At 67.0% G+C, this 21,863-nt stretch carries 20 protein-coding genes and 1 tRNA gene; 13 read left to right on the top strand and 8 right to left on the bottom strand.

The features are described 5' to 3' along the window. Positions 1-161: 161 nt before the first annotated feature. Together rplM and rpsI are read left to right on the top strand one after the other, a co-directional pair. Complete coding sequence (gene rplM / locus Q9Q95_RS08085) at positions 162-641, top strand: 50S ribosomal protein L13 (protein ID WP_306095794.1); 480 nt, start codon at positions 162-164, stop codon at positions 639-641. Next, positions 641-1,183, top strand: a complete 543-nt coding sequence (gene rpsI, locus Q9Q95_RS08080; protein WP_306095792.1) for a 30S ribosomal protein S9 — start codon at positions 641-643, stop codon at positions 1,181-1,183. Before rplM ends, rpsI begins: the two co-directional genes overlap by 1 nt. Before the next feature lie 153 nt (positions 1,184-1,336). Here rpsI and Q9Q95_RS08075 read toward each other — a convergent pair whose 3' ends face one another. From Q9Q95_RS08075 to Q9Q95_RS08060, 4 genes are all read right to left on the bottom strand, one after another. Next, positions 1,337-2,947 (bottom strand): SDR family oxidoreductase, encoded by a 1,611-nt coding sequence (locus Q9Q95_RS08075; RefSeq protein WP_306095791.1) that lies wholly within the window; start codon positions 2,945-2,947, stop codon positions 1,337-1,339. Next, complete coding sequence (locus Q9Q95_RS08070; RefSeq protein WP_306095790.1) at positions 2,944-3,339, bottom strand: thiol-disulfide oxidoreductase DCC family protein; 396 nt, start codon at positions 3,337-3,339, stop codon at positions 2,944-2,946. The genes Q9Q95_RS08075 and Q9Q95_RS08070 overlap by 4 nt, the downstream gene beginning before the upstream one ends. Continuing rightward, a complete protein-coding gene (locus Q9Q95_RS08065; RefSeq protein ID WP_306095788.1) occupies positions 3,336-4,022 on the bottom strand; it encodes a DUF4166 domain-containing protein in 687 nt (228 codons plus the stop codon). The genes Q9Q95_RS08070 and Q9Q95_RS08065 overlap by 4 nt, the downstream gene beginning before the upstream one ends. Before the next feature lie 63 nt (positions 4,023-4,085). Next, positions 4,086-4,625: a GbsR/MarR family transcriptional regulator gene (locus Q9Q95_RS08060; protein ID WP_306095787.1), complete on the bottom strand. Its 540-nt coding sequence runs from the start codon at positions 4,623-4,625 to the stop codon at positions 4,086-4,088. A gap of 398 nt (positions 4,626-5,023) precedes the next feature. On the opposite strand from Q9Q95_RS08060, the gene Q9Q95_RS08055 reads away from it, so the two are divergent. The 3 genes from Q9Q95_RS08055 to Q9Q95_RS08045 are packed head-to-tail and all read left to right on the top strand — an operon-like array spanning position 5,024 to position 8,601. After that, the gene (locus Q9Q95_RS08055; protein ID WP_306095785.1) at positions 5,024-6,709 is read left to right on the top strand and encodes a DUF1800 family protein; all 1,686 of its coding nucleotides are present in this window, start codon (positions 5,024-5,026) and stop codon (positions 6,707-6,709) included. 11 nt (positions 6,710-6,720) lie between these two features. Continuing rightward, positions 6,721-8,100, top strand: coding sequence for a DUF1501 domain-containing protein (locus Q9Q95_RS08050; RefSeq protein ID WP_306095783.1), 1,380 nt, complete (start codon positions 6,721-6,723; stop codon positions 8,098-8,100). 60 nt (positions 8,101-8,160) lie between these two features. Further along, on the top strand, positions 8,161-8,601 hold the full coding sequence (locus Q9Q95_RS08045; protein ID WP_306095780.1) for a VOC family protein: 441 nt from the start codon (positions 8,161-8,163) through the stop codon (positions 8,599-8,601). Positions 8,602-8,733: 132 nt separating this feature from the next. Here Q9Q95_RS08045 and Q9Q95_RS08040 read toward each other — a convergent pair whose 3' ends face one another. Both Q9Q95_RS08040 and Q9Q95_RS08035 read right to left on the bottom strand, forming a co-directional pair. Next, complete coding sequence (locus Q9Q95_RS08040) at positions 8,734-9,480, bottom strand: metallophosphoesterase (protein WP_306095777.1); 747 nt, start codon at positions 9,478-9,480, stop codon at positions 8,734-8,736. Next, entirely contained in the window at positions 9,477-10,325 is an 849-nt protein-coding gene (locus tag Q9Q95_RS08035) for a diacylglycerol kinase family protein (protein WP_306095774.1), read from the bottom strand. The genes Q9Q95_RS08040 and Q9Q95_RS08035 overlap by 4 nt, the downstream gene beginning before the upstream one ends. A 171-nt stretch (positions 10,326-10,496) precedes the next feature. On the opposite strand from Q9Q95_RS08035, the gene Q9Q95_RS08030 reads away from it, so the two are divergent. From Q9Q95_RS08030 to Q9Q95_RS08020, 3 genes are all read left to right on the top strand, one after another. Beyond that, positions 10,497-11,486, top strand: coding sequence for a sialate O-acetylesterase (locus Q9Q95_RS08030; RefSeq protein ID WP_306095771.1), 990 nt, complete (start codon positions 10,497-10,499; stop codon positions 11,484-11,486). Between the two features lie 73 nt (positions 11,487-11,559). After that, positions 11,560-11,633: transfer RNA gene (locus Q9Q95_RS08025), tRNA-Gly, on the top strand. Positions 11,634-11,657: 24 nt separating this feature from the next. Further along, entirely contained in the window at positions 11,658-13,049 is a 1,392-nt protein-coding gene (locus Q9Q95_RS08020; RefSeq protein WP_306095768.1) for a M20/M25/M40 family metallo-hydrolase, read from the top strand. A 154-nt stretch (positions 13,050-13,203) separates the two neighbouring features. Here Q9Q95_RS08020 and Q9Q95_RS08015 read toward each other — a convergent pair whose 3' ends face one another. Further along, positions 13,204-13,959, bottom strand: coding sequence for a molybdopterin-binding protein (locus Q9Q95_RS08015; protein WP_306095765.1), 756 nt, complete (start codon positions 13,957-13,959; stop codon positions 13,204-13,206). 53 nt (positions 13,960-14,012) lie between these two features. On the opposite strand from Q9Q95_RS08015, the gene map reads away from it, so the two are divergent. Then, entirely contained in the window at positions 14,013-14,837 is an 825-nt protein-coding gene (gene map, locus Q9Q95_RS08010) for a type I methionyl aminopeptidase (protein WP_306095763.1), read from the top strand. Positions 14,838-15,049: 212 nt separating this feature from the next. Here the strand turns inward: map and Q9Q95_RS08005 are convergent, their stop codons facing one another. Continuing rightward, positions 15,050-15,991: a hypothetical protein gene (locus Q9Q95_RS08005; RefSeq protein WP_306095761.1), complete on the bottom strand. Its 942-nt coding sequence runs from the start codon at positions 15,989-15,991 to the stop codon at positions 15,050-15,052. 308 nt (positions 15,992-16,299) lie between these two features. Here Q9Q95_RS08005 and Q9Q95_RS08000 point away from each other — a divergent pair, with 308 nt between their 5' ends. The 4 genes from Q9Q95_RS08000 to Q9Q95_RS07985 all read left to right on the top strand — a co-directional run bounded on the left by Q9Q95_RS08000 (position 16,300) and on the right by Q9Q95_RS07985 (position 21,559). After that, positions 16,300-16,638, top strand: coding sequence for a P-II family nitrogen regulator (locus tag Q9Q95_RS08000; RefSeq protein WP_306095759.1), 339 nt, complete (start codon positions 16,300-16,302; stop codon positions 16,636-16,638). 92 nt (positions 16,639-16,730) lie between these two features. Then, positions 16,731-18,143 (top strand): type I glutamate--ammonia ligase, encoded by a 1,413-nt coding sequence (gene glnA, locus Q9Q95_RS07995; protein WP_306095757.1) that lies wholly within the window; start codon positions 16,731-16,733, stop codon positions 18,141-18,143. Between the two features lie 128 nt (positions 18,144-18,271). Beyond that, positions 18,272-20,053, top strand: a complete 1,782-nt coding sequence (locus Q9Q95_RS07990) for a VWA domain-containing protein (RefSeq protein ID WP_306095755.1) — start codon at positions 18,272-18,274, stop codon at positions 20,051-20,053. 81 nt (positions 20,054-20,134) lie between these two features. Then, positions 20,135-21,559, top strand: a complete 1,425-nt coding sequence (locus tag Q9Q95_RS07985) for an aldehyde dehydrogenase family protein (RefSeq protein ID WP_306095753.1) — start codon at positions 20,135-20,137, stop codon at positions 21,557-21,559. Positions 21,560-21,863 lie beyond the last annotated feature (304 nt).

Below are 21,863 nucleotides of genomic sequence, written 5' to 3'. Positions count from 1 at the left end.
ATACCCGTCAGCAAACACCCCGATTTGCTTGACTTTCGGGAGGCTATCAGCCAAATGCCCGCTCGACCGCGCTGGCCGCGGGGTACCCATCAAAGTATTACTTTGATGGGAGCCCATGGCTGGCGCGCTTGCATTTCATACTCGAAAAAAGGTCACAGGCCATGAAGGTGCTGATGAAGACCACCAAGTCGGTGAAGCCGGCCGAGGTGGAGAAGAAGTGGCATATCGTCGATGCCGACGGCCTCGTGGTCGGTCGCGCGGCGACGATCATCGCCAACGTGCTGCGCGGCAAGCACAAGACCAGCTTCACCCCGCACGTCGATTGCGGCGACAATGTCGTCGTGATCAACGCGGACAAGATCCGTTTCACCGGCAAGAAGCTGGCAAACAAGGTCTATTACAAGCACACCGGCTATGCCGGCGGCATCAAGGAAATCACCGCGGCCAAGGTGCTCGAGGGTCGTTTCCCGGAGCGCGTGCTCGAAAAGGCCGTTGAGCGCATGATCCCGCGCGGCCCGCTCGGCCGTCAGCAGATGCGCAACCTGCGCATCTTCGCCGGCTCGGAGCATCCGCACGGCGCGCAGAACCCCGAAGTCCTCGACATCGCGTCGATGAACCGCAAGAACAAGGTGGGCGCATAATGTCCGACAACCGCCAGTCCCTCTCCGATCTCGGCGCCATCGCCTCCGGTGAAGCGCCCGCGGGCGTTCCGGCCAGCGCCGACGACTATCTGAACGCTCCGGCCGCTCCGGCGCCTGTGTCGAACACCCCGCTGCGTGCGCAGGAAATCGATCAGTACGGCCGCGCTTATGCGACCGGCCGCCGCAAGGATGCCGTCGCCCGCGTGTGGCTCAAGCCCGGCACCGGCAAGATCACGATCAACGGTCGCGATCAAGAAGTCTATTTCGCGCGTCCGACGCTGCGTCTCGTCATCAACCAGCCATTCGGCGTCGCCGAGCGTACCGGTCAGTATGACGTGGTCTGCACCGTCAAGGGCGGCGGGCTTTCGGGCCAGGCCGGCGCAGTCAAGCACGGCATCAGCCAGGCGCTGACTCGCTTCGAGCCGGTGCTTCGCGCGCCGGTCAAGGCGGCAGGCTTCCTGACCCGCGACAGCCGCGCGGTCGAGCGCAAGAAGTACGGCAAGGCCAAGGCCCGCCGCAGCTTCCAGTTCTCGAAGCGCTAAGCTTCAGGCTCCGGCAAAACGATGGGGCGGTCCGGCAACGGGCCGCCCTTTTCGTTTCGGCCTGGACGCCGTCCCTGCAAGGGGGAGGGCGCCTCCGGTGGACCTGCTACGTCCAGATCGGTGCGTCGGCCATCTGGCAAAGGGGAAAATCCGTTATGACGGACTCAGCCACCCGGCATAGTGGATGACGGGGCCGATCCAGGGCAGGCCCACGCCGACTTCGAAATGAAAGCGGCCGTCTTCCTGCCATTCGCGCGCGGCGATGCGCGGACCCAGTGCTCGCGGCATCGGCACGCCGAAGGCCGTCCAGCGTCGCAACTCCATCCGCAGCCCGGTTGCATCCGCGGGCAGATCGAACACGAAGCGCAGCGGCCCGAAGCGTTCGGCGACGCGCGCCCCGGCCTGCGATAGCTCGCTGGCAAAGCGGTGCCCGCCGAAATCGCGGGTCCAGCGTTCCTTGCCGCTGCGCTCTGCGAAGACGACGTGGAGCGGATAGCTGCCACTCGGCGGAAAGCGCATGATCGCGGCGATCAGCCGCGCGAGCGGATGGCTTCCGCGCTTTACGCCGCCCTCCCCCGCCGCGCCGCCATCCCCGTTCACTTCATGCATCGCGCAGACCGCCGGCGGCAGCAGATTGAACCGCGCGCCCAACGCCCGGGCGTAAAGGGGAACGGCGGCGCGCTCGCGGGTCTCGTGCCGCATCGCGAGCGGCGCGAACAGCGGATCGAACTGGTCTAGCGTCAGCAGTCCGGCCGCATCGCGGGCACCCGGCGCGACGCGACCCGCAAGTATCTCCTCAGCAAGGATCGCGGCGGCGAAGGTCGGGATTTCGGGCCCGTCGCCTTGGCTGGCGACCAAGGTCCAGCGCCGCTCGATGCGCCCTCCGCGCAAGCTCACCGACATTGCCGAGCGGTCGCTGCCGACTCGCCGGGTCAGCCGCTGGAGCGGGATCAGCCAGCGCGCCGCGCGGTCGAGCGAGGTAACCCACCCCCAGCGTACCGGCCAGCTCGCCAGCCACAGCGCCAGCATCTGGAACCCCAATTCGGTTCCCGCGCGGAACGTCACTGCCGGGCGTCCGGGCAGCATCGCCGGCAACAGATCGAGCGCCGGCACATCGGCCAGCGCCACCCAGCGCCGCAGCACTGGTTGACCCTCGATCTTGAAGCGCTCACGACGCAATTCCTGCCAGCCATGCCCGACGGCCCAGCGCCGACCGCGCCACAGCCGCAGCGGCTTGCCGACATAGCTGAGGATCGCCCGTGCCACCGATTCGCCGCCGACCGCGCGGTTGGAGGCGCTGATCACGATCTCGACCTGCGCGACCGCGTCCATCCCTTCGGCCAGCTTCCGTGCCACCGCCCCCGACAAGGCCGGCTCGCTCGACGCGCCGGTAATCACCGCGATCCCCGCCGTCTTCGCCGCCTCGTCGAGCCCGGCGATGCCGGTGACGAACCCGCGCGCATCAGCGAGATCGAGATAGGGGATGCGCATCGCGATGCACGCTTCGGGAACGGTATGGCCCGAGCCCTGGAACGGCCCCGCCGCGTCGACCACCAGATCGGGCCGCACCCGCGCCATTGTCAGGCCGATGCCGCTGGTGCGATCGGCGACTACCGCCTCGCAACCTGTCAGCCCGGCGCAGAATGCCGCGCCCTTCTCCGCGCTGCGCCCTGCAACGACCACCTCATGCCCTGCCGCGAGCAGCCGCCGGGTCAGCCGCGCGCCGAAGCCGCCATAGCCGCCGATGACGAGGATCCGGCTCACAGGATTCTGCTCCGCTGCGCCGCATCGGGCACCCAGCAGGTCTCCCGCCGTCCGAACAGCCGGTAGCGATGCCGTGCCACCCAGCGATAGACGGGATCGCGCAACACCCTCGGCACCAGTCCGAGCGCTCCCGCGGCGCGCCACGGCCAGCCCAGTCCGCGCCAGATCGCCAGTATCGCGTCGCTGTCGCGCAACGCCCGATCGCCATCGACCAGCACCAGCGTATCCGGATCCGCCGGGTCGATCCCCAACGCGCGGTAGATCGCCGCACCGGCCTCGCTTTGCATCGAAGCGAGCAGGAAATGCCCCGCGCGATCGCGGCGCAGCACGAATTGCGCATGCGCCGAGCAGAGCACGCATATCGCGTCGAAGACGATGACCGGGCGGGTCACGCGACGCGCTCCGGCGGATCGGCGAATATCGCGAGCTGGTGGACGAGTTCGCCGAGCCACGGATGGACCAGATCGAGGGTGAAGGCGAAATGACCGCGCCCGAGATCGGTATGTCCGACGACGAGGTGCCCGAGCAGCGCCTCCGGGATGCGCAGCCGCAGCGCGCCGAGCCGCACGAAATAATGATCGCTGACGAACAGCAGCGCCCCGCCCGCTTCCTCGAGCCGCAAGGCGATGCCGAGCCCGAGCCCGAGATACTCCTCCAGCCCGGTCGGTCCGGCGAAGCGCTTGGCGCTGTGGATCACCTGCGGAAAGCCGTGGCGGCGACCATATTGCCGCGTCCAATATTGGTTCCAGCCGCCGCGATCGGCAGTGACGCTGACGCTCGCCGCCACCCCGGTATCGGTGCCGAGCGGCAGCGGTGCCCCGACCAGCCGCGCGAGCTGGGCGAACAGCCACCCCGCCCGGCTCATCCGGCATTCGGCGACTTCTCCGACATAGGTCACGCACGCCCCCTCGCCGATCTTCCGCAGGAAGCGCCGGCGCACGGCCGGCGGCAGGAACAGCCAGCGCGGGCCGAGCAGCCGCGCGAACGGGCTGTCGCCTTCGGCGCGCACCGGCGCGGCGGTCGGCTGCCACGCGGCATAGCGTCCCAATTTCCCGGCTTCGACTGCAATCCCCATTGTCAGCTCTTTCTGTAAAGACCGAAATTGCCGGGCATGGCGATGACGCGCGCCCGCTCCGTCTCAACCTTCTTTGGAACGTCCCCCGGGCAGGAAGGACAGCACCCGCTTGCCCATCTTGATCAGCAGCATCAGCCGGTTCGGCGGGATCGCGATCATCTGCTGGTACCAATCGTCGATCGTCACGACGAAGCCGTGCATCGCCTCGATCCGCTCGCGCGCGACCCGGCTGATCCGCGGATCGCCTTTGGCCTCGTCGGCGCACACTCGCAGCGCGGCGACCGCGGGATCGATCTCGCGCTCCTTGCGCCCCTGCGCGATCCGGGTGAGCATCTGCATCAGATCGACTTCGGCCTCGTAATGGTCGCGGCGCTCGCCGATCACCGGCACGCGCCGGATCAGCTTCCACGCCAGCAATTCCTTGAGGCTGTTCGAGGTGTTGCTCCGCGCGATCCGCAGCGTGTCGCTGATTTCCTCGGCATTGAGCGGGCGGTCGCTCAGATAGAGCAAGGCATGGATCTGCGCGACCGAGCGATTGACGCCCCATTGCCCGCCCATCTCGCCCCAGTGCAGCACGAACTGCTGAACCGCAGTCGGAAGCATTGCGCTATCGTCCGTAATTTCTGTCATGACAGAAATATATGACAGCATCGATCGCGAGTCAACCTTTACCTTCCTCGCTCTCTGAAAGGGGGAGAGGGTTGCGCAGACTTGGGCTCGCAGAGCCTCGGTCGGAGCTGAGTGAGGGGGTGCGGTTGCGCAGCAACCGCGCGGCGCTCTACCCCTCACCCAGCTGCGCTAGCCAGGAAGCTGGCAAGCTTCGCTATCCTCTCCCCTATCAAGGGGAGAGGATACCAACGACTCTGCAACCCCGCCCAAGGCGCCGGACAATGAAACTCTGCCTAAAAATTCCTTAGGTATTTCTACACGTTGCCGGATTAACCACGCCCCTCTATGCATAAGGATGCAGGTTGCGCGCAGGCGCAGCGGGGGATCGTTCAGTGTTCAGACCACGCGTATCGGCTGCGCTCGGCGTAGCGTTCTTCACCATGCTTGCGGGCTGCGACGGCGGCGGAAGCGGCGGCGGCGGCGGCAATGGCGGCGGTGTGGTTTCGGTTACCCCCTCGCCCACCCCGACCCCGACCTTCACCGAAGGCGACGCCGCACGCCTCGCCAAACAGGCGAGCTTCGGCCCGACCCCGGCTTTGGTCGCGCGGATCAAGGAACTCGGCGCCAACGCCTGGCTCGACGAGCAGTTCGCCGCCACCGGCAGCACCTATGCCGACCTCGCCGTCGCGGTGCGCCGCGATTTCTGCACCAGCGGCGACACGGTCTGCTCGCGCCAGCATTTCTCGCGGGTGCCGGCCGCGATGCGTTTCTATGCCGATGCCGTGATGGCGCCCGACCAATTGCGCCAGCGCGTCGCCTTCGCGCTCGGCCAGATGGTCGTCGCGTCCGAGGCCGAAGTGAATTCGGCCGCGGGCATCGCCGCGTTCAACCAGATCTTCCTCGACAACGCCTTCGGCAATTTCCGCGACATTCTCGCCCGGGCGACGATGCTCGGCTATATGGGCGATTATCTCGACATGGCCGACAGCAACAAGTCGGCGCCGTCGGAGAATTATGCCCGCGAGCTGCTCCAGCTCTTCTCGATGGGCCCAGACCAGCTCAACATGGACGGCACGCCCAAACTCGACGCCACCGGCGCGCGCCAGCCCAATTACACTCCCGAAGACATTCGCGGCGTCGCCCGCGCGCTCACCGGCTGGAGCTATGCCCGGGTCGGCGGCGCGGCGATCACCGACGGCAATGCCCGCGACTATTCGCAGCCGATGATTCCCGTGCCGACGCGCTACGACAGCACCGCCAAGTCCTTCCTCGGCACGTCGGTCGCCGCCGGCGCGACGCAGGAGGCCAGCGTCGCCGCCGTGGTCGACGCCGCGTTCAACAATGCCTCGACCGCGCCGTTCGTGTCGAAATTCCTGATCGCCCATCTCGTCACGCCGAACCCTACCCCCGCCTATGTCGGCCGCGTGGCCGCAGCATTCGCCAATAACGGCGGCGGCGTCCGCGGCGATCTAAAGGCGGTGGTCCGCGCGATCCTCACCGACAGCGAAGCCCGCACCGCGCCGGGCGCCGCCTCCGGCAAGGTCAAGGAACCGATCCTGCTGATGACCGGCCTCGCCCGGGTGATCGGCTTCACCACCGACGGCTATGTCTTCGTCAATCGCGACTCGAGCATGGGTCAGCCGGTGATGCGCGCGCCGTCGGTGTTCAACTTCTACCCGCAGGACTATCCGCTGCCCGGCAGCGCCACGCTGCGCAGCCCGGCGTCGAAGCTGCTCAACACCGCGAACGTGCTGCGCTGGCACAATTTCGTCTATGACTGGACGGTTGGCGGCGACGCGACACGCGCGGAGTTCGCGCTCGCTTCGGGCCTGCCCAATTCGTCGCTGACCCAGCCTTTGTGGAGCGGATGGGAGGCATTCGGCACCGATCTCGATTCGATGGTCGCGCGGATCGACCTGCTGATGTTCGCGAACACGCTTACCCAGCCGCAAAAGGACGCGCTCGAGGCCGCGGGGACCGCGATCACGCATGCCGATCCGCTGATCCAGGCGCGGAAACGCGCCCAGATGATGCTCTATGTCGCGGCATCGAGCCCGCTCTTCCTCGTCGACCGGTAAGGGAAAACCGCATGACCTTGTCCCGCCGCGATTTCACCCGCCTCGTCGCCGGCACCGGCGCGCTGGCCGCCATGGGCCAGCTCGGCCGCACCAGCGCGATGGCCGCCCCCAACGGCAATTACCGCGCGATGGTGGGCGTCTTCCTGTTCGGCGGGAATGACGGCTGGAACATGGTGATCCCCACCGACGCACGCCACGCCGCCTATCTCGCCTCGCGCGGCTCGGTCGGCGTCAAGGCGCCGGCGCTGACGCCGCTCACCAACGCCGCCTATGCGCTGCACCCGTCGATGGCCGCGTTGCGCCCGCTCTGGGACGAAGGCAGCCTTGCATTGGTGCTCAATGCCGGCACCCTGTTCGCGCCGCTGACCAAATCGACCTGGCAGTCGCGCCCCGATCTGCGACCGACCAATCTGATGAGCCATTCGGACGAGCAGGCCCATTGGCAGGGCCTGCGTGCGCGCGACGTCAGCGTGGACGGTTTCATGGGCCGGATGACCGATCGCATGGCCGCGACCGCGACGCCGTCGATGATCTCGCTCGCCGGATCGAACCTCGCGACGATCGGCCGGACCAGCGCGGCGCTGGTGCTGCCGTCGACCGGCACGCTCAACCGCAGCGGCTACAGCGCCGGCGGCAGTGCCGCGAACCAGGCCAAGAATGCCGCGATCGATCTGCTCGCCAATGGCGGCGGCTATGGCGCGATGACCGAAGCGACCGCCCGCGACATCGTCGGCTCCTATGGCCAGGCAGTCACTGCCAACGCGATCATCGGCGCGGCCAGCGCGCTCGATGGCTATTTCGTCAATCCCGACACCGGCGCTGCGCTGACCAGCGACGTTGCCCGCCAGCTGATGCGCGTCGCGCGGATGATCGCCGCACGCTCGACGCTCGGCCATGACCGCCAGACCTTCCTCGTCAGCCAGGGCGGCTTCGACAATCATTCGGGTCAGGTGGGTGGCGGCAACAACGACACCGGCACTCATGCCAATCTGCTCCGCGAGCTCGCCATGGCGCTCGCCGGCTTCCACCGCGCGATGCAGTCGATCGGCATGGCCGAGAACGTCACGGCGTTCACGATGAGCGATTTCGGCCGCACCTTCAAAGGCAATGCCCAGAACGGCACCGATCACGCCTGGGGCAGCAACCACCTCGTCGTCGGCGGCAACGTCGCCCCCGGGGGCATCTTCGGCGCCTATCCCGATCCGGTGATCGGCGGCGCCAACGACATCAGCAACGAAGGCCGCTTCGTACCCGCGGTGGCGCAGGAGGAATATATCGGCGCGATCGCCCGCTGGCATGGCGTCAGCGATGCCGACATGCCCTATGTCTTCCCCAACTGGTCGACCTGGAGCAGCGGCGGCCGCGGCCCGTTAGGGTTGTTTCGCGCTTAACGGCGTTTTTCCATAGTCCTTCCATATCGCGCAGCTATCGCGCGAAGGAGGGAGATTGGCATGGAACTGCACTACCGCGGCATGACGGGCCCGGATATCGTCGAGGCGGGAGAAGCACCCGTGTCGAACATGTATCGCATCACCCCGTTCATGCATGTCCCCGATCTCGAGGCGGCGGTGGCGTTCTTCACCGGGATCCTCGGCTTCGAATGCCGTTTCCGCCAGGGCATCTATGCCTATGTCCAGCGCGAGGCGGCGGCGTTCCGGCTGGTCGAGAATGTCGGCGACGAGGGCGCCCCGCCGGGCAATCGCCGCTTCTGCTATTATGTCGACGTCAACGACGTCGACGCCGTCGCCGCCGAGCTGGCGCCCAAGGCGAAGCTGCTCAACGACGGCGACCTCTACGGCCCGATCGATCAGCTCTACGGCCAGCGCGAGCTGATGGTGATGGCCCCCGACGGCAATCTGCTGGTGTTCGGACAGGATCTGACGCGGGATTAGCACCGCGTTTCCTTCATCGTCACCCCGGCCTTGTACGGGGACCACCAAGCCGCCGGGTACGAAGCAAGAGGCGCTGAGGCTGTCGCTTGCCGCCCGGTGGATCCCGGCACAAGGCCGGGATGACGCAGCCCGCTAAAGCACCACCGCGCCTTCACCCTTGAACCGCGCCACCGTCTCGAAGCTGCTTCCCGTCACCCGTATCTCGTTGAACGAAGGCGGCTTGCTCCGCACCCGCTCGGACAACGTGCCCGCCCCGATCAGCCGCACCGTCCGACCCTCGATCTCATGCGCCACGTCGAACGGGTCATGGACGTGCCCGGTCAGCACCGCATGCACCCCCGCGGTCGCCAGCGCATCGAGCGCCGCGCGCCCGTGCCGGGTCTTCGAAGTCGCCAGCGTCCCCGCCTCGATCAGCGGATGATGCGCGGCAACGAACACGAGGTCCCCCGCCGGCACCGCCTCGACCAAGGCCAGCGATTCCTGCAGCGATCGCGTGCTGACATAGCCTTTCGACCAATTGGTGCGGAACTGGAACCGCGCGGTGGTCTTGAGCGGCACCACGCTCACGCCCTTCACGTCGAGCGGCTTCTCGATCAGCCGCTCGATCGCCCGATAGCGCTTGTACGGCGTCACGAACCGCGCCCACAGGTTGAAATAGGGCAGATCGTGGTTGCCGACCTCGACCGTCACCGGCCGCCCGAGGCTCTCGAGCCATTTGCCCGCCGCGGCGAACTCGGCGGCGCGCGCCCGCATCGTCAGATCGCCGGTCATGATCACCGCATCGGGCTGCTCTTCCTTCACCTTGCGCCCGAACCAGTCGATCGCCTCGCGATCCTCGCGGCCGAAATGGACGTCGCTGACGTGAAACAGGCGAGTCATGGCGCCGGGACCTCCTCGTCCTTGCGGGTTGCGATGAACGTCTCGAGGCTCGTGCCCGAACGGATCTTCTCGTGCGGCTGGAGCGTCACCGGCTCGCCGTCGAACAAGGCGAGCACCGGCTTGCGGCCGTGGATGCGCAATTCCTGCGTCCAGCCTTCCTGCACCGCATGCGCGGCGACCCAGTCGCCGGACAGCCAGTCCCAGCCGAGCTGGACGATCGATTTCCAGTCGCGCGCATCCACCGCCGCGACCTCGAGCCCGTGCAAATCGGGAGTGACGAACACCGCCTGATACGAATCGCCGAGGCCCTGCGCGCCTTCGACGCGGACGCCGTGCTCGCCGAATGTCTTGCGCCAGGCCCCGCGCACCGCGGCGAGCAATCGCCCGATCTTGCCCTTGCGCACCGCCTCGCGCGCCCGGAACCACGACGCCGCCGGCCCGAGGATCAGCCCGACGAACGCGCGGTGCTTGCCGGCGATGACGTAGGGCAGCGCGACGCGCCGATCGCTCTTGTGCGCGGCCTCGAGGATCTTGTGCGGATCGGTCTCGCTGTGCAGCCCCTTGGCGAGCAGATTCATCGTGCCCCCGGGCAGGATCAGGAACGCGCCTTCCCATTTCTCCAGCGCGCAGAGCGCCGCGTTGATCGTCCCGTCTCCCGCGAACAGCACGACGGTATCGACGCCGGCATCGTCGAGCTGTTTCGCGCCGGGCAATTTCTGCTCGGGAAACTCGGTCCGTCCGGCGAGCGCGAGCCCGTCTTCCTCGAACACGGCCTCCAGCGCCTCGCACTTGGCCCGCGTGGCGGTGCCCGAACCGGGATTGGTGATGAACCAGAGTTTTTCCATGCCGCCCGCAACGCGCGAGCCCGCTTTTGGTCGCTTCCCGGCCGTAACGATAATCGAACCCGTCGGGCGCCCCGCGCGTTGGAGGGGTCGATTGACCGTTCGCCTCGCCCTGTGGCAACCGGAGCGCCGCGCAGATGCGCTAGCGACGGCCGAGCGGAAGGAACAATGCCAGTGACTCGCCGCGCCGCAATTGCCGTGGCCATTGCGCTCCCGCTGATGCTCGCAGACTGCGGCGGTGGCGGCAGCGGCAGCGTTACGGTGCCCCTGCCAACGCCCAGCCCGACGCCGAGCCCGACGCCGCCGCCCACCGTGAACCTCGTCCTGCTTCTCGGCCAATCCAATGCGGTGGGCTGGGCGCTGACTGCGCGACTGCAGAACACGGTCTATAATCCCGCGGGCTATGGCGTCGCGCCGCCCCGCGTGAAGATCTGGTACAAGGACAGCCGCGCCAATCCCGATCTCGCCGCCGATGACGGCCAGTGGCAGGATTACCGCGCCGGTGCCAACAGCGACGTCAACGCCAGTCCGCGGGATCAGTTCGGGCCCGAGCTTTCGCTCGCGCAACGGCTCGTCGCGACGACGGGCAACGACGTCTACATCGTCAAGGCGGCGTTCGGCGGCACTTCGCTCTCGCCGCTCGCCGGCACCAGCCCGCCCGGCAACTGGACCGACACCAACGCCCGCATCGCGCTCGATTATTATTTCCGCCGTGCCGTGCGCGACCTGCGTGCGGCGCGCCCCGGCGTGACGATCCGCTTCCAGGGGATATTGTGGTGGCAGGGCGAGTCGGACGCCGCAGTCAACATTCCCGCCACCGAGTATCGCAACCGGCTCGACAATCTCCGCAGCTATTTCGACGCCGCGATCCGCACCGAGTTCGGAGACGCGTATCGCTGGGTTCTGGTCGGCCTCAACTTCCAGCAGAATCCGGGCGAGCCGGTGATCAATGCCGCATTGTGCAGCACCGCGGCCGCCGATCCGCGCATCGGCTATATTCCGACCCTGACCTATCCCCGGCGCGTCGACCTCACCGCGGCGCAGAGCGCGCCGCTGCCGGTCGAGGCCGACAAACACACTTCGTATATCGGGCAGTTGGCGGTCGGCGAGAAGGCCGCGGAAATGATGACCAGCGCCGCGCCGCCGGTCGAGACCTGCCCCTGAAAGGCGCAGAGCGGAACCTGCCCGGAATGCCCGCTTGACACCGGCCCTGAAACCTTGGATTTCCGCGGGCCGCGCGGGTGTAGCTCAATGGTAGAGCAGAAGCTTCCCAAGCTTACGACGAGGGTTCGATTCCCTTCACCCGCTCCAGCCTTCTGATTGGAGCCTCGCCCCATGCGCCACCTCGCGGTCCTCCTCGCAGTGGCGCTCGCCGCCGGTCCGGCGCAAGCCCAGACCAACCCGCAGGCCGAGGCGCAGGCGCTCGAATTGCTCAAGCGCGGGATCGCCTTTCGCAGCGTCGCCGGCCCCGGCAACCAGACCTTCGATTATGCCAATTACCTCAAGGCGCAGCTCGTCGCCGGCGGGTTCGCCGATGGCGACGTCCGCGTCGAGAAGCTCGGCGACACCGCTTTTCTGGTCGCGCGCTATCGCGGCACCGGCAAGGCGAAGAACGGCGCCAAGCCGATCCTGATCTCGGGCCATATGGACGTGGTCGAGGCAAAGCCGGCCGATTGGGAGCGCGATCCGTTCACGCCGGTGGTCGAGAACGGCTATCTGTTCGGCCGCGGCGCCAGCGACAACAAGTTCGACGTCTCGACCTTCACTGCCTCGATGATCCAGCTCAAGCGCGAGGGCTTCAAGCCCGGCCGCGACGTGATCCTCGTCTTCTCGGGCGACGAGGAGACCAACATGAAGACCACCGCCGCGCTCGCCGCCGAATTCCACGACGCCGAATTGCTGCTCAACATCGACGGCGGCGGCGGCGACATGGACGAGGCGGGCAAGCCGGTGATGTTCGGGGTGCAGGGCGCCGAGAAGAGCTATGCCGATTTCGAGCTGGGCGTGACCAATCCCGGCGGCCATTCGAGCGCGCCGCGCAAGCCCAATGCGATCTATCAGCTCGCCGCCGCGCTGCAGAAGATCGAGGCGTACGAATTCCCCGGCCAGGTCAACGAGATCACCAAAGCGAGCTGGACGGCGACCGCGGCGCGCACCCCCGACGCGAAGCTCGCCGATGCGATGCGCCGCTTCGCCGCCAATCCCGAGGATATGGAAGCACGCGCGGTGCTCCGCGCCGATCCCGGCTATGTCGGCCAGACCGGCACGACCTGCGTCGCGACGATGGCCAATGCCGGCCACGCGACCAACGCGCTGCCGCAGCGCGCCACTGCCAACATCAATTGCCGGATCTTCCCCGGCACGCCGATCGCCGAGGTCCAGGCGAAGCTCGCCGAGCTGATCGCCGATCCCACGATCAAGGTGACCAAGGTCGAGAGCGGCTCGGTGCCCAGCGACGCCTCGCCGCTTCGCCCCGACCTGATCAAGGTGATCGCCAGGGCCGTGCACGCCCGCTTCCCCGACGTACCGGTGGTCCCGGTGATGTCGTCGGGCGCGACCGACAGCATGTGGTTCCGCGGGCGCGGCGTGGCGAGCTACGGCGTCAGCCCGTTGTTCATGAAGTCGAGCGACAGCTTCGCGCACGGCCTCAACGAACGCATCCCCGTCGCCGAGATCGCCCCCGCGGTGACCTTCTACAAAGCCGTGATCAAGGACCTCGCGAAGTAGGAGCGTAGACTGCCCTCCCTGCAAGGGAGGGGCTGGGGGCGGGTGCGCGCGTCAGCGCGCCCAACGAGCTGCCCGGAGAAAAAGAAAAGGCCGGGCATCGAGCCCGACCTTTTCTTACCACCCCTGACCCCTCCCTTGCAGGGAGGGGAATCCATCAAATCCCCCCGTCCACCGGCTCCCGGCCCGCCGCGCACAACCCCGCGATCAGCGCCTCCACCGTCGTGTCGATCAGCCCCGCCTCGGTCGCCCGCACCACGAAATTCGCGCCGGTCCGCCCGTCGCGAAAGAACGGATAGCTGCCGATCGCCACGCCGGGATGCGCCCGCTCGGTCTCGCGCAGCAGATCGGCGATCTCGCTCTCCGCGACCCACGCGCCCACCGTCCGCGACAGTAGCGGCAGCCCGCCTTCGAGCGTCCCGGTCAACGCGTCGAGCATCCCCGCGGTGATGTGCGGCACCCCGGCGAGAATGAGGACGTTGCCGACGCGGATCCCCGGCGCCCCCGACATGCGGTTGGCGATCAGGTCCGCGCCCTCGGGCACGCGCGCCATCCGCAACCGTGCCTCGGTCAGTCCGCCGCGCGTCTGGTAATAGCCCTCCAGCACCGCGCGCGCCTCGGGATGCACGATCACCGGCACGTCCAGAGCCGCGGCGATCGCGTCCACCGTGATGTCGTCATGCGTCGGGCCGATCCCGCCGGTGGTGAACAGATAGTCGTTGCGTGCCCTCAGCGCATTGACTGCCTCGACGATCGCGCTTTCGATATCGGGAACGATCCGCACTTCGGCCAGCCTTATGCCCTGGACGTTGAGCCAGCTCGCGAGCTGCGCGACGTTCTTGTCCTGGGTGCGGCCCGACAGGATCTCGTCGCCGATCACCACCAATGCCGCGGTCCAGATGCGCTCGCTCATTTGCCCGGCCTAGAGCCTCGCAAACTTCCGCGCAAACGCCTATATCGCTCGCCATGACCGAATATGTCACTGTCACCGAAGACATGCCGCAGGCGCGCGATGGCGCGATCAAGCTCCACGGGCCCGCGGGCTTCGAAGGGATGCGCAAGGCCGGCCGCCTCGCCGCCGAGATCCTCGACGCGCTGGTGCCGCACGTCGTCCCCGGCGTCACGACCGCCGAGCTCGACGACATCGTCCGCAACATGACGATCGCCGGCGGCGGGGTTCCCGCGACGCTCGGCTATCGCGGCTACACGCACAGCTGCTGCATCTCGATCAACCATGTCGTCTGCCATGGCATCCCCAGCGAGAAGACCCTCAAGGACGGCGACATCGTCAATATCGACGTCACCCCGATGCTCGGCGGCTGGCACGGCGATACCAGCCGGATGTATCTGGTCGGCGACGTGCCGATCAAGGCGCGCCGGCTGGTCGACGTGACCTATGAATGCCTGATGCTCGGGCTCGAACAGGCCAAGCCCGGCAATCATCTCGGCGACATCAGCAACGCGATCCAGCGCCATGCCGAGAAGCATCGCTACGGCGTGGTCCGCGATTTCTGCGGGCACGGCCTCGGCCAGATCTTCCACGACGCGCCCGAAGTGGTCCATGTCGGCCGCCCCGGCACCGGCCCCGAGCTGCGCCCGGGCATGTTCTTCACCGTCGAGCCGATGATCAATATCGGCCGCCCCGACGTGAAATTGCTCGACGACGGCTGGACCGCGGTGACCCGCGACCGCTCGCTCTCGGCGCAGTTCGAGCATTCGATCGGGATCACCGAAACCGGCTGCGAGATCTTCACCACCAGCCCCAAAGGCCTGCACCAGCCGCCTTATTGACTCATTCTTCCCTCGCCCCTGAAGGGGGAGAGGGTTGCGCAGACTTGGGTCCGCTTCTTCAGCGGGCCTTAGTCGGAGCTGGGTGAGGGGGTGCGGCTGCACAGCAGCCGCGCGGCGCTGCGCGCCGCTCTACCCCTCACCAAGCTGCGCTAGCCAGCAAGCTGGCAAGCTTCGCTATCCTCTCCCCTATCAAGGGGAGAGGAAGATTGAGCTCAATGCCGCCCATAGGCCCGGCCCGACTGGATCAGCCGCTGGCGATTGGTGTTCCCCGGCACCGCGATGTGGGTCGCGGGATCATATTCCTTGCCGACCGCGGGGCTGCCCTGCGGCACCCAGATGTTGACCACGGTGTTGCTGTAGCTCTGCGGCAGATAGCGGATGTAATAGCCGTCCGGGTGCAGGCTCCAGCGGCCCGACGGCACGTCGCGGCTGCCCGGACCGACCCCCGCCGCGCCGGCGAGCACCGCGACGCGCTCGAGATCGGCGAAGCTGGTGCCCGGCGAGGCCAGCATCCGGCGCAGATCGGCCTCGGCCTGGAGCACGTCGCGGACGCCGCTCGGCAGATTGTTGGCGATCGGTCCGCTGGTCAGCAGATCGAGCGCGTTGCGGTTGAGCGACGCCAGCTGGCGCGGAGTCAGCAGCCGCGCGGCCACTGCCTTGTGCTCGGTCGAGAGGTCCTCGAATTTGGCGCGCGCGACGATCGCCCAGAGCAAGGTCTGGATGTCGCGCTGTTCGATCTCGGGATGGTTCACCGAATTGCGCACGATCGTCATCACCGCGTCTTGGGCAGCGCCCTTGGTCGGGCCATAGAGATAGCCGTCGCCGCCACCGGGCCCGTGCGTGCCGGCATGCAGGCAATAGCTCTGGTCGTGAAACTCGTAATAGCCCTGTTGCAGGACGAAGCCGCCGTTCGGCGTGCGCTGGAGCTGCATCAGCGAGCGCTTGGCCTCGCGCGGGGTGAAGCCGTCCTGGTCGGGCGCGCCCCATTTGGCATCGGACAGGCTGGTGCTGATCGGCGCCTTTTGCAGGCTCGGCAGCCCGATCCCGGCCTTTTTGGCCAGCCCGCCCAATCCCCCGAACTGCGCCGCGGCGGGCGTGGCGCCGAGCGCGAATGCGGCCGCGAAGGCGGCGCCCAGAATCGTGCGGATCTTCATCTCTTCTCTTTCGATCTGTTCCTGAAGCCGCGGCAGTCCCCCCGACGCGGCACGCCATTTGCTAATACGGATCCGGGTCGGTTGCGAGCATTTGATTGGCGCGGCGCCCCTGGCATAGCGACTATTGACAGCGGCGATGCCCGCCGGCTGCCCTCGAATAAGGCAGCGCCGGCGCCGCTGCCTGTTTGACAGGCACTTGTTAAGCCTTGCGCGGCGTGCGACCCGAGGGGCATCCTCGACTCTGCCTCTGGCACGGATGTTGCCAGACGCGCGCTACGGGGAACTGCCTCACTCCTTTGGGGGAACACGTGAAAAAGATCGAAGCGATCATCAAGCCGTTCAAGCTCGATGAAGTGAAGGAGGCGCTGCACGAAGTCGGCGTCAGCGGGATCACCGTCACCGAAGCCAAGGGCTTCGGCCGCCAGAAGGGCCATACCGAGCTCTATCGCGGCGCCGAATATGTGGTGGATTTCCTCCCCAAGGTGAAGCTCGAGGTGGTCGTCGACGACAGCCTCGCCGATCGGGTGGTCGAGGCGATCGCCGCCGCCGCGCAGACCGGCCGGATCGGCGACGGCAAGATCTTCGTGATCCCGGTCGAGACCGCGCTGCGCATCCGCACCGGCGAGCGCAACGAAAACGCGATTTGACGCAGCGCAGCACTGTAATATTGCGGCGCCCGAAACTGTAATTTTATTGCCCGATTCGGCGGGCAGACGAAAGAGAGCGAAAGGGCTTTACGATGGCGAATTCGGCCAATGACGTGCTGAAGATGGTGAAGGAGCACGAGATCGAGTGGATCGACCTCCGCTTCACCGATCCCAAGGGCAAGTGGCAGCACCTCACCATGGTCGCCAAGGTGATCGGCGAGGACGAACTGACCGACGGCCTGATGTTCGACGGTTCGTCGATCGAGGGCTGGAAGGCGATCAACGAGTCCGACATGATCCTCAAGCCCGATCTCGACGCGGTCTGGGTCGATCCCTTCTCGGCCACCCCGATGCTGATCCTCGTCTGCGACGTGGTCGAGCCCTCGACCGGCGAGCTCTATTCGCGCGATCCGCGCTCGACCGCCAAGCGCTCGGAAGCCTATCTCAAGACGCTCGGCATCGGCGACACCGTCTATGTCGGCCCGGAGGCCGAGTTCTTCATGTTCGACGACGTCCGCTTCGAGAACAGCTATTCGACGTCATACTATGCGATCGACGACATCGAGCTGCCGGGCAATTCGGGCAAGGAATATGAAGCCGGCAATCTCGGCCACCGCCCGCGCGCCAAGGGCGGCTATTTCCCCGTCGCCCCGGTCGACAGCGCCGTCGACATTCGCGGCGAGATGGTCGCGACCATGCTCGAAATGGGCCTGCCCTGCGACAAGCATCACCACGAAGTCGCCGCCGCACAGCACGAGCTCGGCCTGACCTTCGGCACGCTCGTCCAGACTGCAGACCGCATGCAGATCTACAAATATGTCGTCCACCAGGTCGCGCATGCCTATGGCAAGACCGCGACCTTCATGCCCAAGCCGATCAAGGAAGATAACGGCTCCGGCATGCACACCCACATTTCGATCTGGGACAAGGGCAATCCGCTGTTCGCCGGCAACGGCTATGCGGGCCTCAGCGACATGTGCCTCTATTTCATCGGCGGCGTGATCAAGCACGCCAAGGCACTCAACGCCTTCACCAATCCGTCGACCAACAGCTACAAGCGGCTGGTCCCGGGCTACGAGGCGCCGGTGCTGCTCGCTTACTCGTCGCGCAACCGCTCGGCTTCGTGCCGCATCCCCTACGGTGCGGGCAGCAAGGCCAAGCGCGTCGAGTTCCGCTTCCCGGACGCGCTCGCCAATCCGTATCTCTGCTATGCGGCCTTGCTGATGGCCGGCCTCGACGGGATCCAGAACAAGATCCACCCGGGCGATCCGATGGACAAGAACCTGTACGATCTGCCCCCGGCCGAACTCGAGCAGGTGCCGACCGTGTGCGGCTCGCTCCGCGAAGCGCTCGACAGCCTCGAAGCCGATCAGGACTTCCTCCTGAAGGGCGACGTGTTCACCCGCGACCAGATCGCCGCTTATGTCGAGATCAAGCGCGCCGAAGTCGCCCGCTGGGAGATGACGCCGAGCCCGGTCGAATACGACATGTATTATTCGAGCTGATCGCTCGCGAAACGACCGATCGACACGAGAGGCCCGGGAGCGATCCCGGGCCTTTTTTGTGCGCATCGGCGCGGCTTCCGCGGTCCGGCGCGATTGTGATAGGCTGGCGCGAAACGGGGGAGGAAACCATGGTTACGCGCTGGCTGCGCCGCAGCTTGATCGTCACGGCATTGCTCCTGTCCCCCGCGCCCGGGTTGGCGCAGGAGGTTCCCGACGACGAGCCCGAGCTGGATTCGGTGGTCGTGACGGCGATGCGGGTCCGTCAGGGCGGCGCGCAGGATATCGGCCATTTCCGCAAGACCGCCGAGGACGGCCAGATGCCGCGCCCCGAATCGCTCACCGTCGAGGGGCTGCTCGGCGAGCATGACCTGACGCTTCCCGTCTCGGCCGGCTGCGCCCGCTTGCTGTGCGTCGTCGGCGAGACCATGCCCGCCGATTTCGCGACGCGGAGCGCCGACAAATTGTTCGTCGGGCTTGGCTTCGCTTCGAACATCGACCCGGCGCAGTGGCGGCGCGAGCCGCTCAATCTCGTCGCGGTGGTCGACAAATCGGGATCGATGGACGGCGAGCCGCTCGCGCTGGTGCGCGCCAGCCTGCTCCAGATCCTCGGCCAGATGCGCGACGGCGACCGCATGTCGATCGTCCTCTATGGCGATAATTCCGAAGTCTATCTCCGCCCCGCCGACGTCGCCGGCCATCGCGATGCGATCGAGGCTGCGATCCGCGGCATCGCGAGCGAAGGCTCGACCAACATGGAGGAAGGCCTCGAGATCGGCTACGAGACCGCATTCGCCGACGCGCCCGGGTTCAAGGGCAATACCCGGCTGATGCTGTTCACCGACGAGCAGCCCAATGTCGGCGAGACCAGCGCCGAGAGCTTCATCGGCATGGCGCAGGCCGCATCGAAGCGCGGCATCGGGCTCACCACCATCGGCGTCGGCGTCCAGTTCGACGCGAAGCTCGCGGCGCGGGTGTCGAGCACGCGCGGCGGCAATCTGTTCTTCATCTCCGACGCGAAATCGGTCTCCACGGTCTTCGAACGCCAGCTCGACACGATGGTGAGCGAGCTCGCCCACGACCTCGAATTCACCCTCCGTGCCGCGCGCGGCTATCGCATCGCCGGCGTCTTCGGCGTCCCCGACGACATCATGACCGAGACTCCCGAAGGCGCGATCACGGTGCGGCTGCCGACCGTGTTCCTCAGCGCCAATGGCGGCGGCATCTTCGTGTCGATCGCCAGCACGTCGGCGCGCGCCAATCTTCCCGCCGCCCGCCTCGCCCCCGACAGGCCGCTGCTCACCGCCGCCGCCAGCTGGAAGGAGGCCCGCACCGGCAGGCCCGGCAATGACCGGCTCGCGGTGCTGCCGGCCATCGCCGCGCCGAGCACCGCGCTACGCACCGCGCATCTGCTGGTCGACGAATATCTCTCGATGCGCGAAGCCACCACGGCGTTTCACCGCCGCGCCGATCCCAAGGCCGCCTTCGCGGCGCTCAACGGCTTCAGCGCGCGGCTGAAGGCATCGGGACTTCCGGGCCTGGAGAAGGAAGAAGCGCTGACCGGTCAGATGCTCGCCCAGGCGGCGCTCTATTCGGGCTATGGCGGCGAGGCGCCCAAATCGGCGCGGCACTTCGCGATCGTCGGGCGCTGGGAAGTTCTGGACGCCAGCGCCTTCGCCCGGCTCAAGCGCGGCGACCGGGTGGAATTCACTTCCGACGACGAATTCCTCGTCTTCGCCAGGGGGACGGGTTTCGACGATCCCGATACCGACGCCTACAAGGTCGAGGACGATGTCCTCGATTTCGGCGGCTATGACCAACGCTGGCGCTACACGCTCGATGGCGAGCGCCTCGCGCTCGATCCGATCGGCAAGACTCCGCCGAGCCGGGTGCGGCTGAAACGAATCGACTGACCGCGACGCTCAGGCCGCTTGCAAGCCCGGCCCGCGCCCGCCATCTAGACGCCATACCGGAAGTTCGAATCGGGGACGAGGATGCGCAGCAATCTGAAGCACTATATCGACGGCGCCTGGGTCGAGAGCGACGGCGGCACCCGCCACGAAGTGATCAATCCCGCCACCGAAGCCGTGGTCACCGAGATCACCCTCGGCTCGGCGGCCGACGTCGACAAGGCGGTCGCCGCAGCCAAACGCGCCTTCGAAAGCTTCTCGCGAACCAGCGTCGACGAACGCATCGCGCTGATCGAGCGCGTGCTCGAAGCCTATAAGGCCCGCGCCGCCGACATGGCCGAGGCGATCAGCCTCGAAATGGGCGCGCCGCTGAGCCTCGCCAAGACCGCACAGTTCGGCTCGGGCATCGGCCATCTGATGTCCGCAGCACGCGCGCTTCGCGAGTTCCAGTTCGAGGAGCAGATCGGCAACAGCCTCGTCGTCCACGAGCCGATCGGCGTCGTCGCGATGATCACCCCGTGGAACTGGCCGCTCAACCAGATCGTCTCCAAGGTCGCCCCCGCGCTCGCCGCCGGCTGCACCATGGTGCTCAAGCCCTCGGAGGAAGCCCCGGGCTGCGCCGCGATCTTCGCCGAGGTGCTGCACGCCGCGGGCGTCCCCGCCGGCGTGTTCAACCTGGTCAATGGCGACGGCCCCGGCGTCGGCACGGCGCTGTCGAAACATCGCGACGTCGACATGGTCAGCTTCACCGGCTCGACCCGCGCCGGCGTGCTCGTCGCGAAGAACGCCGCCGACACCGTGAAGCGCGTCCATCAGGAGCTCGGCGGCAAATCGCCGTCGCTGGTGCTCGAAAGCGCGGACCTCGCCAAGGCAGTCCCCGGCACTTTGTTCAGCGTGCTGATAAATTCGGGCCAGAGCTGCATCGCTCCTGCCCGCCTGCTCGTCCCGAAGCATCTCCAGGAACAGGTCGCCGCGCTCGCCGCCGAGATGATGAAGGCCACCCAGGTCGGAGATCCGGCCGAGGAGGGGCGTCATATCGGCCCGGTGGTCAACAAGGCCCAATGGGACAAGATCCAGGGCCTGATCGCCAAGGGGCTCGAGGAAGGCGCGAAGCTCGAGACCGGCGGCCCCGGCCGCCCCGACGGCGTCGAGACCGGCTATTTCGTCAAGCCGACCTTGTTCTCGAACGTCCGCAACGACATGACGATCGCGCGCGAGGAGATCTTCGGCCCCGTCGTCACGATCATCCCGTACGAGGACGAGGAAGACGCGATCCGCATCGCCAACGACACCGATTACGGCCTGTCGGCAGTGGTGTTCGGCGATACCGACAGCGTCAGGCGCGTCGCCCCGCGGCTCCGCGCCGGCATGATCTATGTGAATGGCGGCCAGCCCGATCCGAACCTGCCCTTCGGCGGCTACAAGCAATCGGGCAACGGCCGCGAGCACGGGAAGTTCGGGCTCGCCGAGTTCCTCGAGGTCAAATCGGTGGTCGGCGCGTTCGCCTAGCTTCTATCCTCCCCCGCCAGGGGAGGTGACGCCGAAGGTGACGGAGGGGAAAGCAAGCGATGCCTTCCCGGATCGTGGCGCTTTGGCGGTGATGGCTGGCGTATAGCGTCGACCGGCTACTGCCGCGTTGCGCCCAGGTCCCGCGAACACCGCCCGTTCATTGCCATGGCAGCTAGCGCTCCGATTGCGGATAAGTCTTCCTCCTTCGTCATCCCGGCCTCGTGCCGGGGTCCACCAGGAGGCTGGACGAAGAGCAAGATAGAGCACTGCCTCGATGGCGTGGTAGACCCAGGAACAAGTCCGG

This window comes from Sphingomonas sp. DG1-23 (assembly GCF_030730875.1).
Taxonomy (GTDB): Bacteria; Pseudomonadota; Alphaproteobacteria; order Sphingomonadales; family Sphingomonadaceae; genus Sphingomonas.
This window is presented reverse-complemented; position numbering and strand designations above follow the sequence as displayed.

Coding starts and splice junctions, on each gene's coding strand:
- rplM (WP_306095794.1), top strand. CDS start 162: ATGAAGGTGCTGATGAAGACCACCAAGTCGGTGAAGCCGGCCGAGGTG.
- rpsI (WP_306095792.1), top strand. CDS start 641: ATGTCCGACAACCGCCAGTCCCTCTCCGATCTCGGCGCCATCGCCTCC.
- Q9Q95_RS08065 (WP_306095788.1), bottom strand. CDS start 4,022: ATGGGGATTGCAGTCGAAGCCGGGAAATTGGGACGCTATGCCGCGTGG.
- Q9Q95_RS08060 (WP_306095787.1), bottom strand. CDS start 4,625: ATGCTTCCGACTGCGGTTCAGCAGTTCGTGCTGCACTGGGGCGAGATG.
- Q9Q95_RS08050 (WP_306095783.1), top strand. CDS start 6,721: ATGACCTTGTCCCGCCGCGATTTCACCCGCCTCGTCGCCGGCACCGGC.
- Q9Q95_RS08045 (WP_306095780.1), top strand. CDS start 8,161: ATGGAACTGCACTACCGCGGCATGACGGGCCCGGATATCGTCGAGGCG.
- Q9Q95_RS08040 (WP_306095777.1), bottom strand. CDS start 9,480: ATGACTCGCCTGTTTCACGTCAGCGACGTCCATTTCGGCCGCGAGGAT.
- Q9Q95_RS08035 (WP_306095774.1), bottom strand. CDS start 10,325: ATGGAAAAACTCTGGTTCATCACCAATCCCGGTTCGGGCACCGCCACG.
- Q9Q95_RS08020 (WP_306095768.1), top strand. CDS start 11,658: ATGCGCCACCTCGCGGTCCTCCTCGCAGTGGCGCTCGCCGCCGGTCCG.
- Q9Q95_RS08015 (WP_306095765.1), bottom strand. CDS start 13,959: ATGAGCGAGCGCATCTGGACCGCGGCATTGGTGGTGATCGGCGACGAG.
- map (WP_306095763.1), top strand. CDS start 14,013: ATGACCGAATATGTCACTGTCACCGAAGACATGCCGCAGGCGCGCGAT.
- Q9Q95_RS08005 (WP_306095761.1), bottom strand. CDS start 15,991: ATGAAGATCCGCACGATTCTGGGCGCCGCCTTCGCGGCCGCATTCGCG.
- glnA (WP_306095757.1), top strand. CDS start 16,731: ATGGCGAATTCGGCCAATGACGTGCTGAAGATGGTGAAGGAGCACGAG.
- Q9Q95_RS07990 (WP_306095755.1), top strand. CDS start 18,272: ATGGTTACGCGCTGGCTGCGCCGCAGCTTGATCGTCACGGCATTGCTC.
- Q9Q95_RS07985 (WP_306095753.1), top strand. CDS start 20,135: ATGCGCAGCAATCTGAAGCACTATATCGACGGCGCCTGGGTCGAGAGC.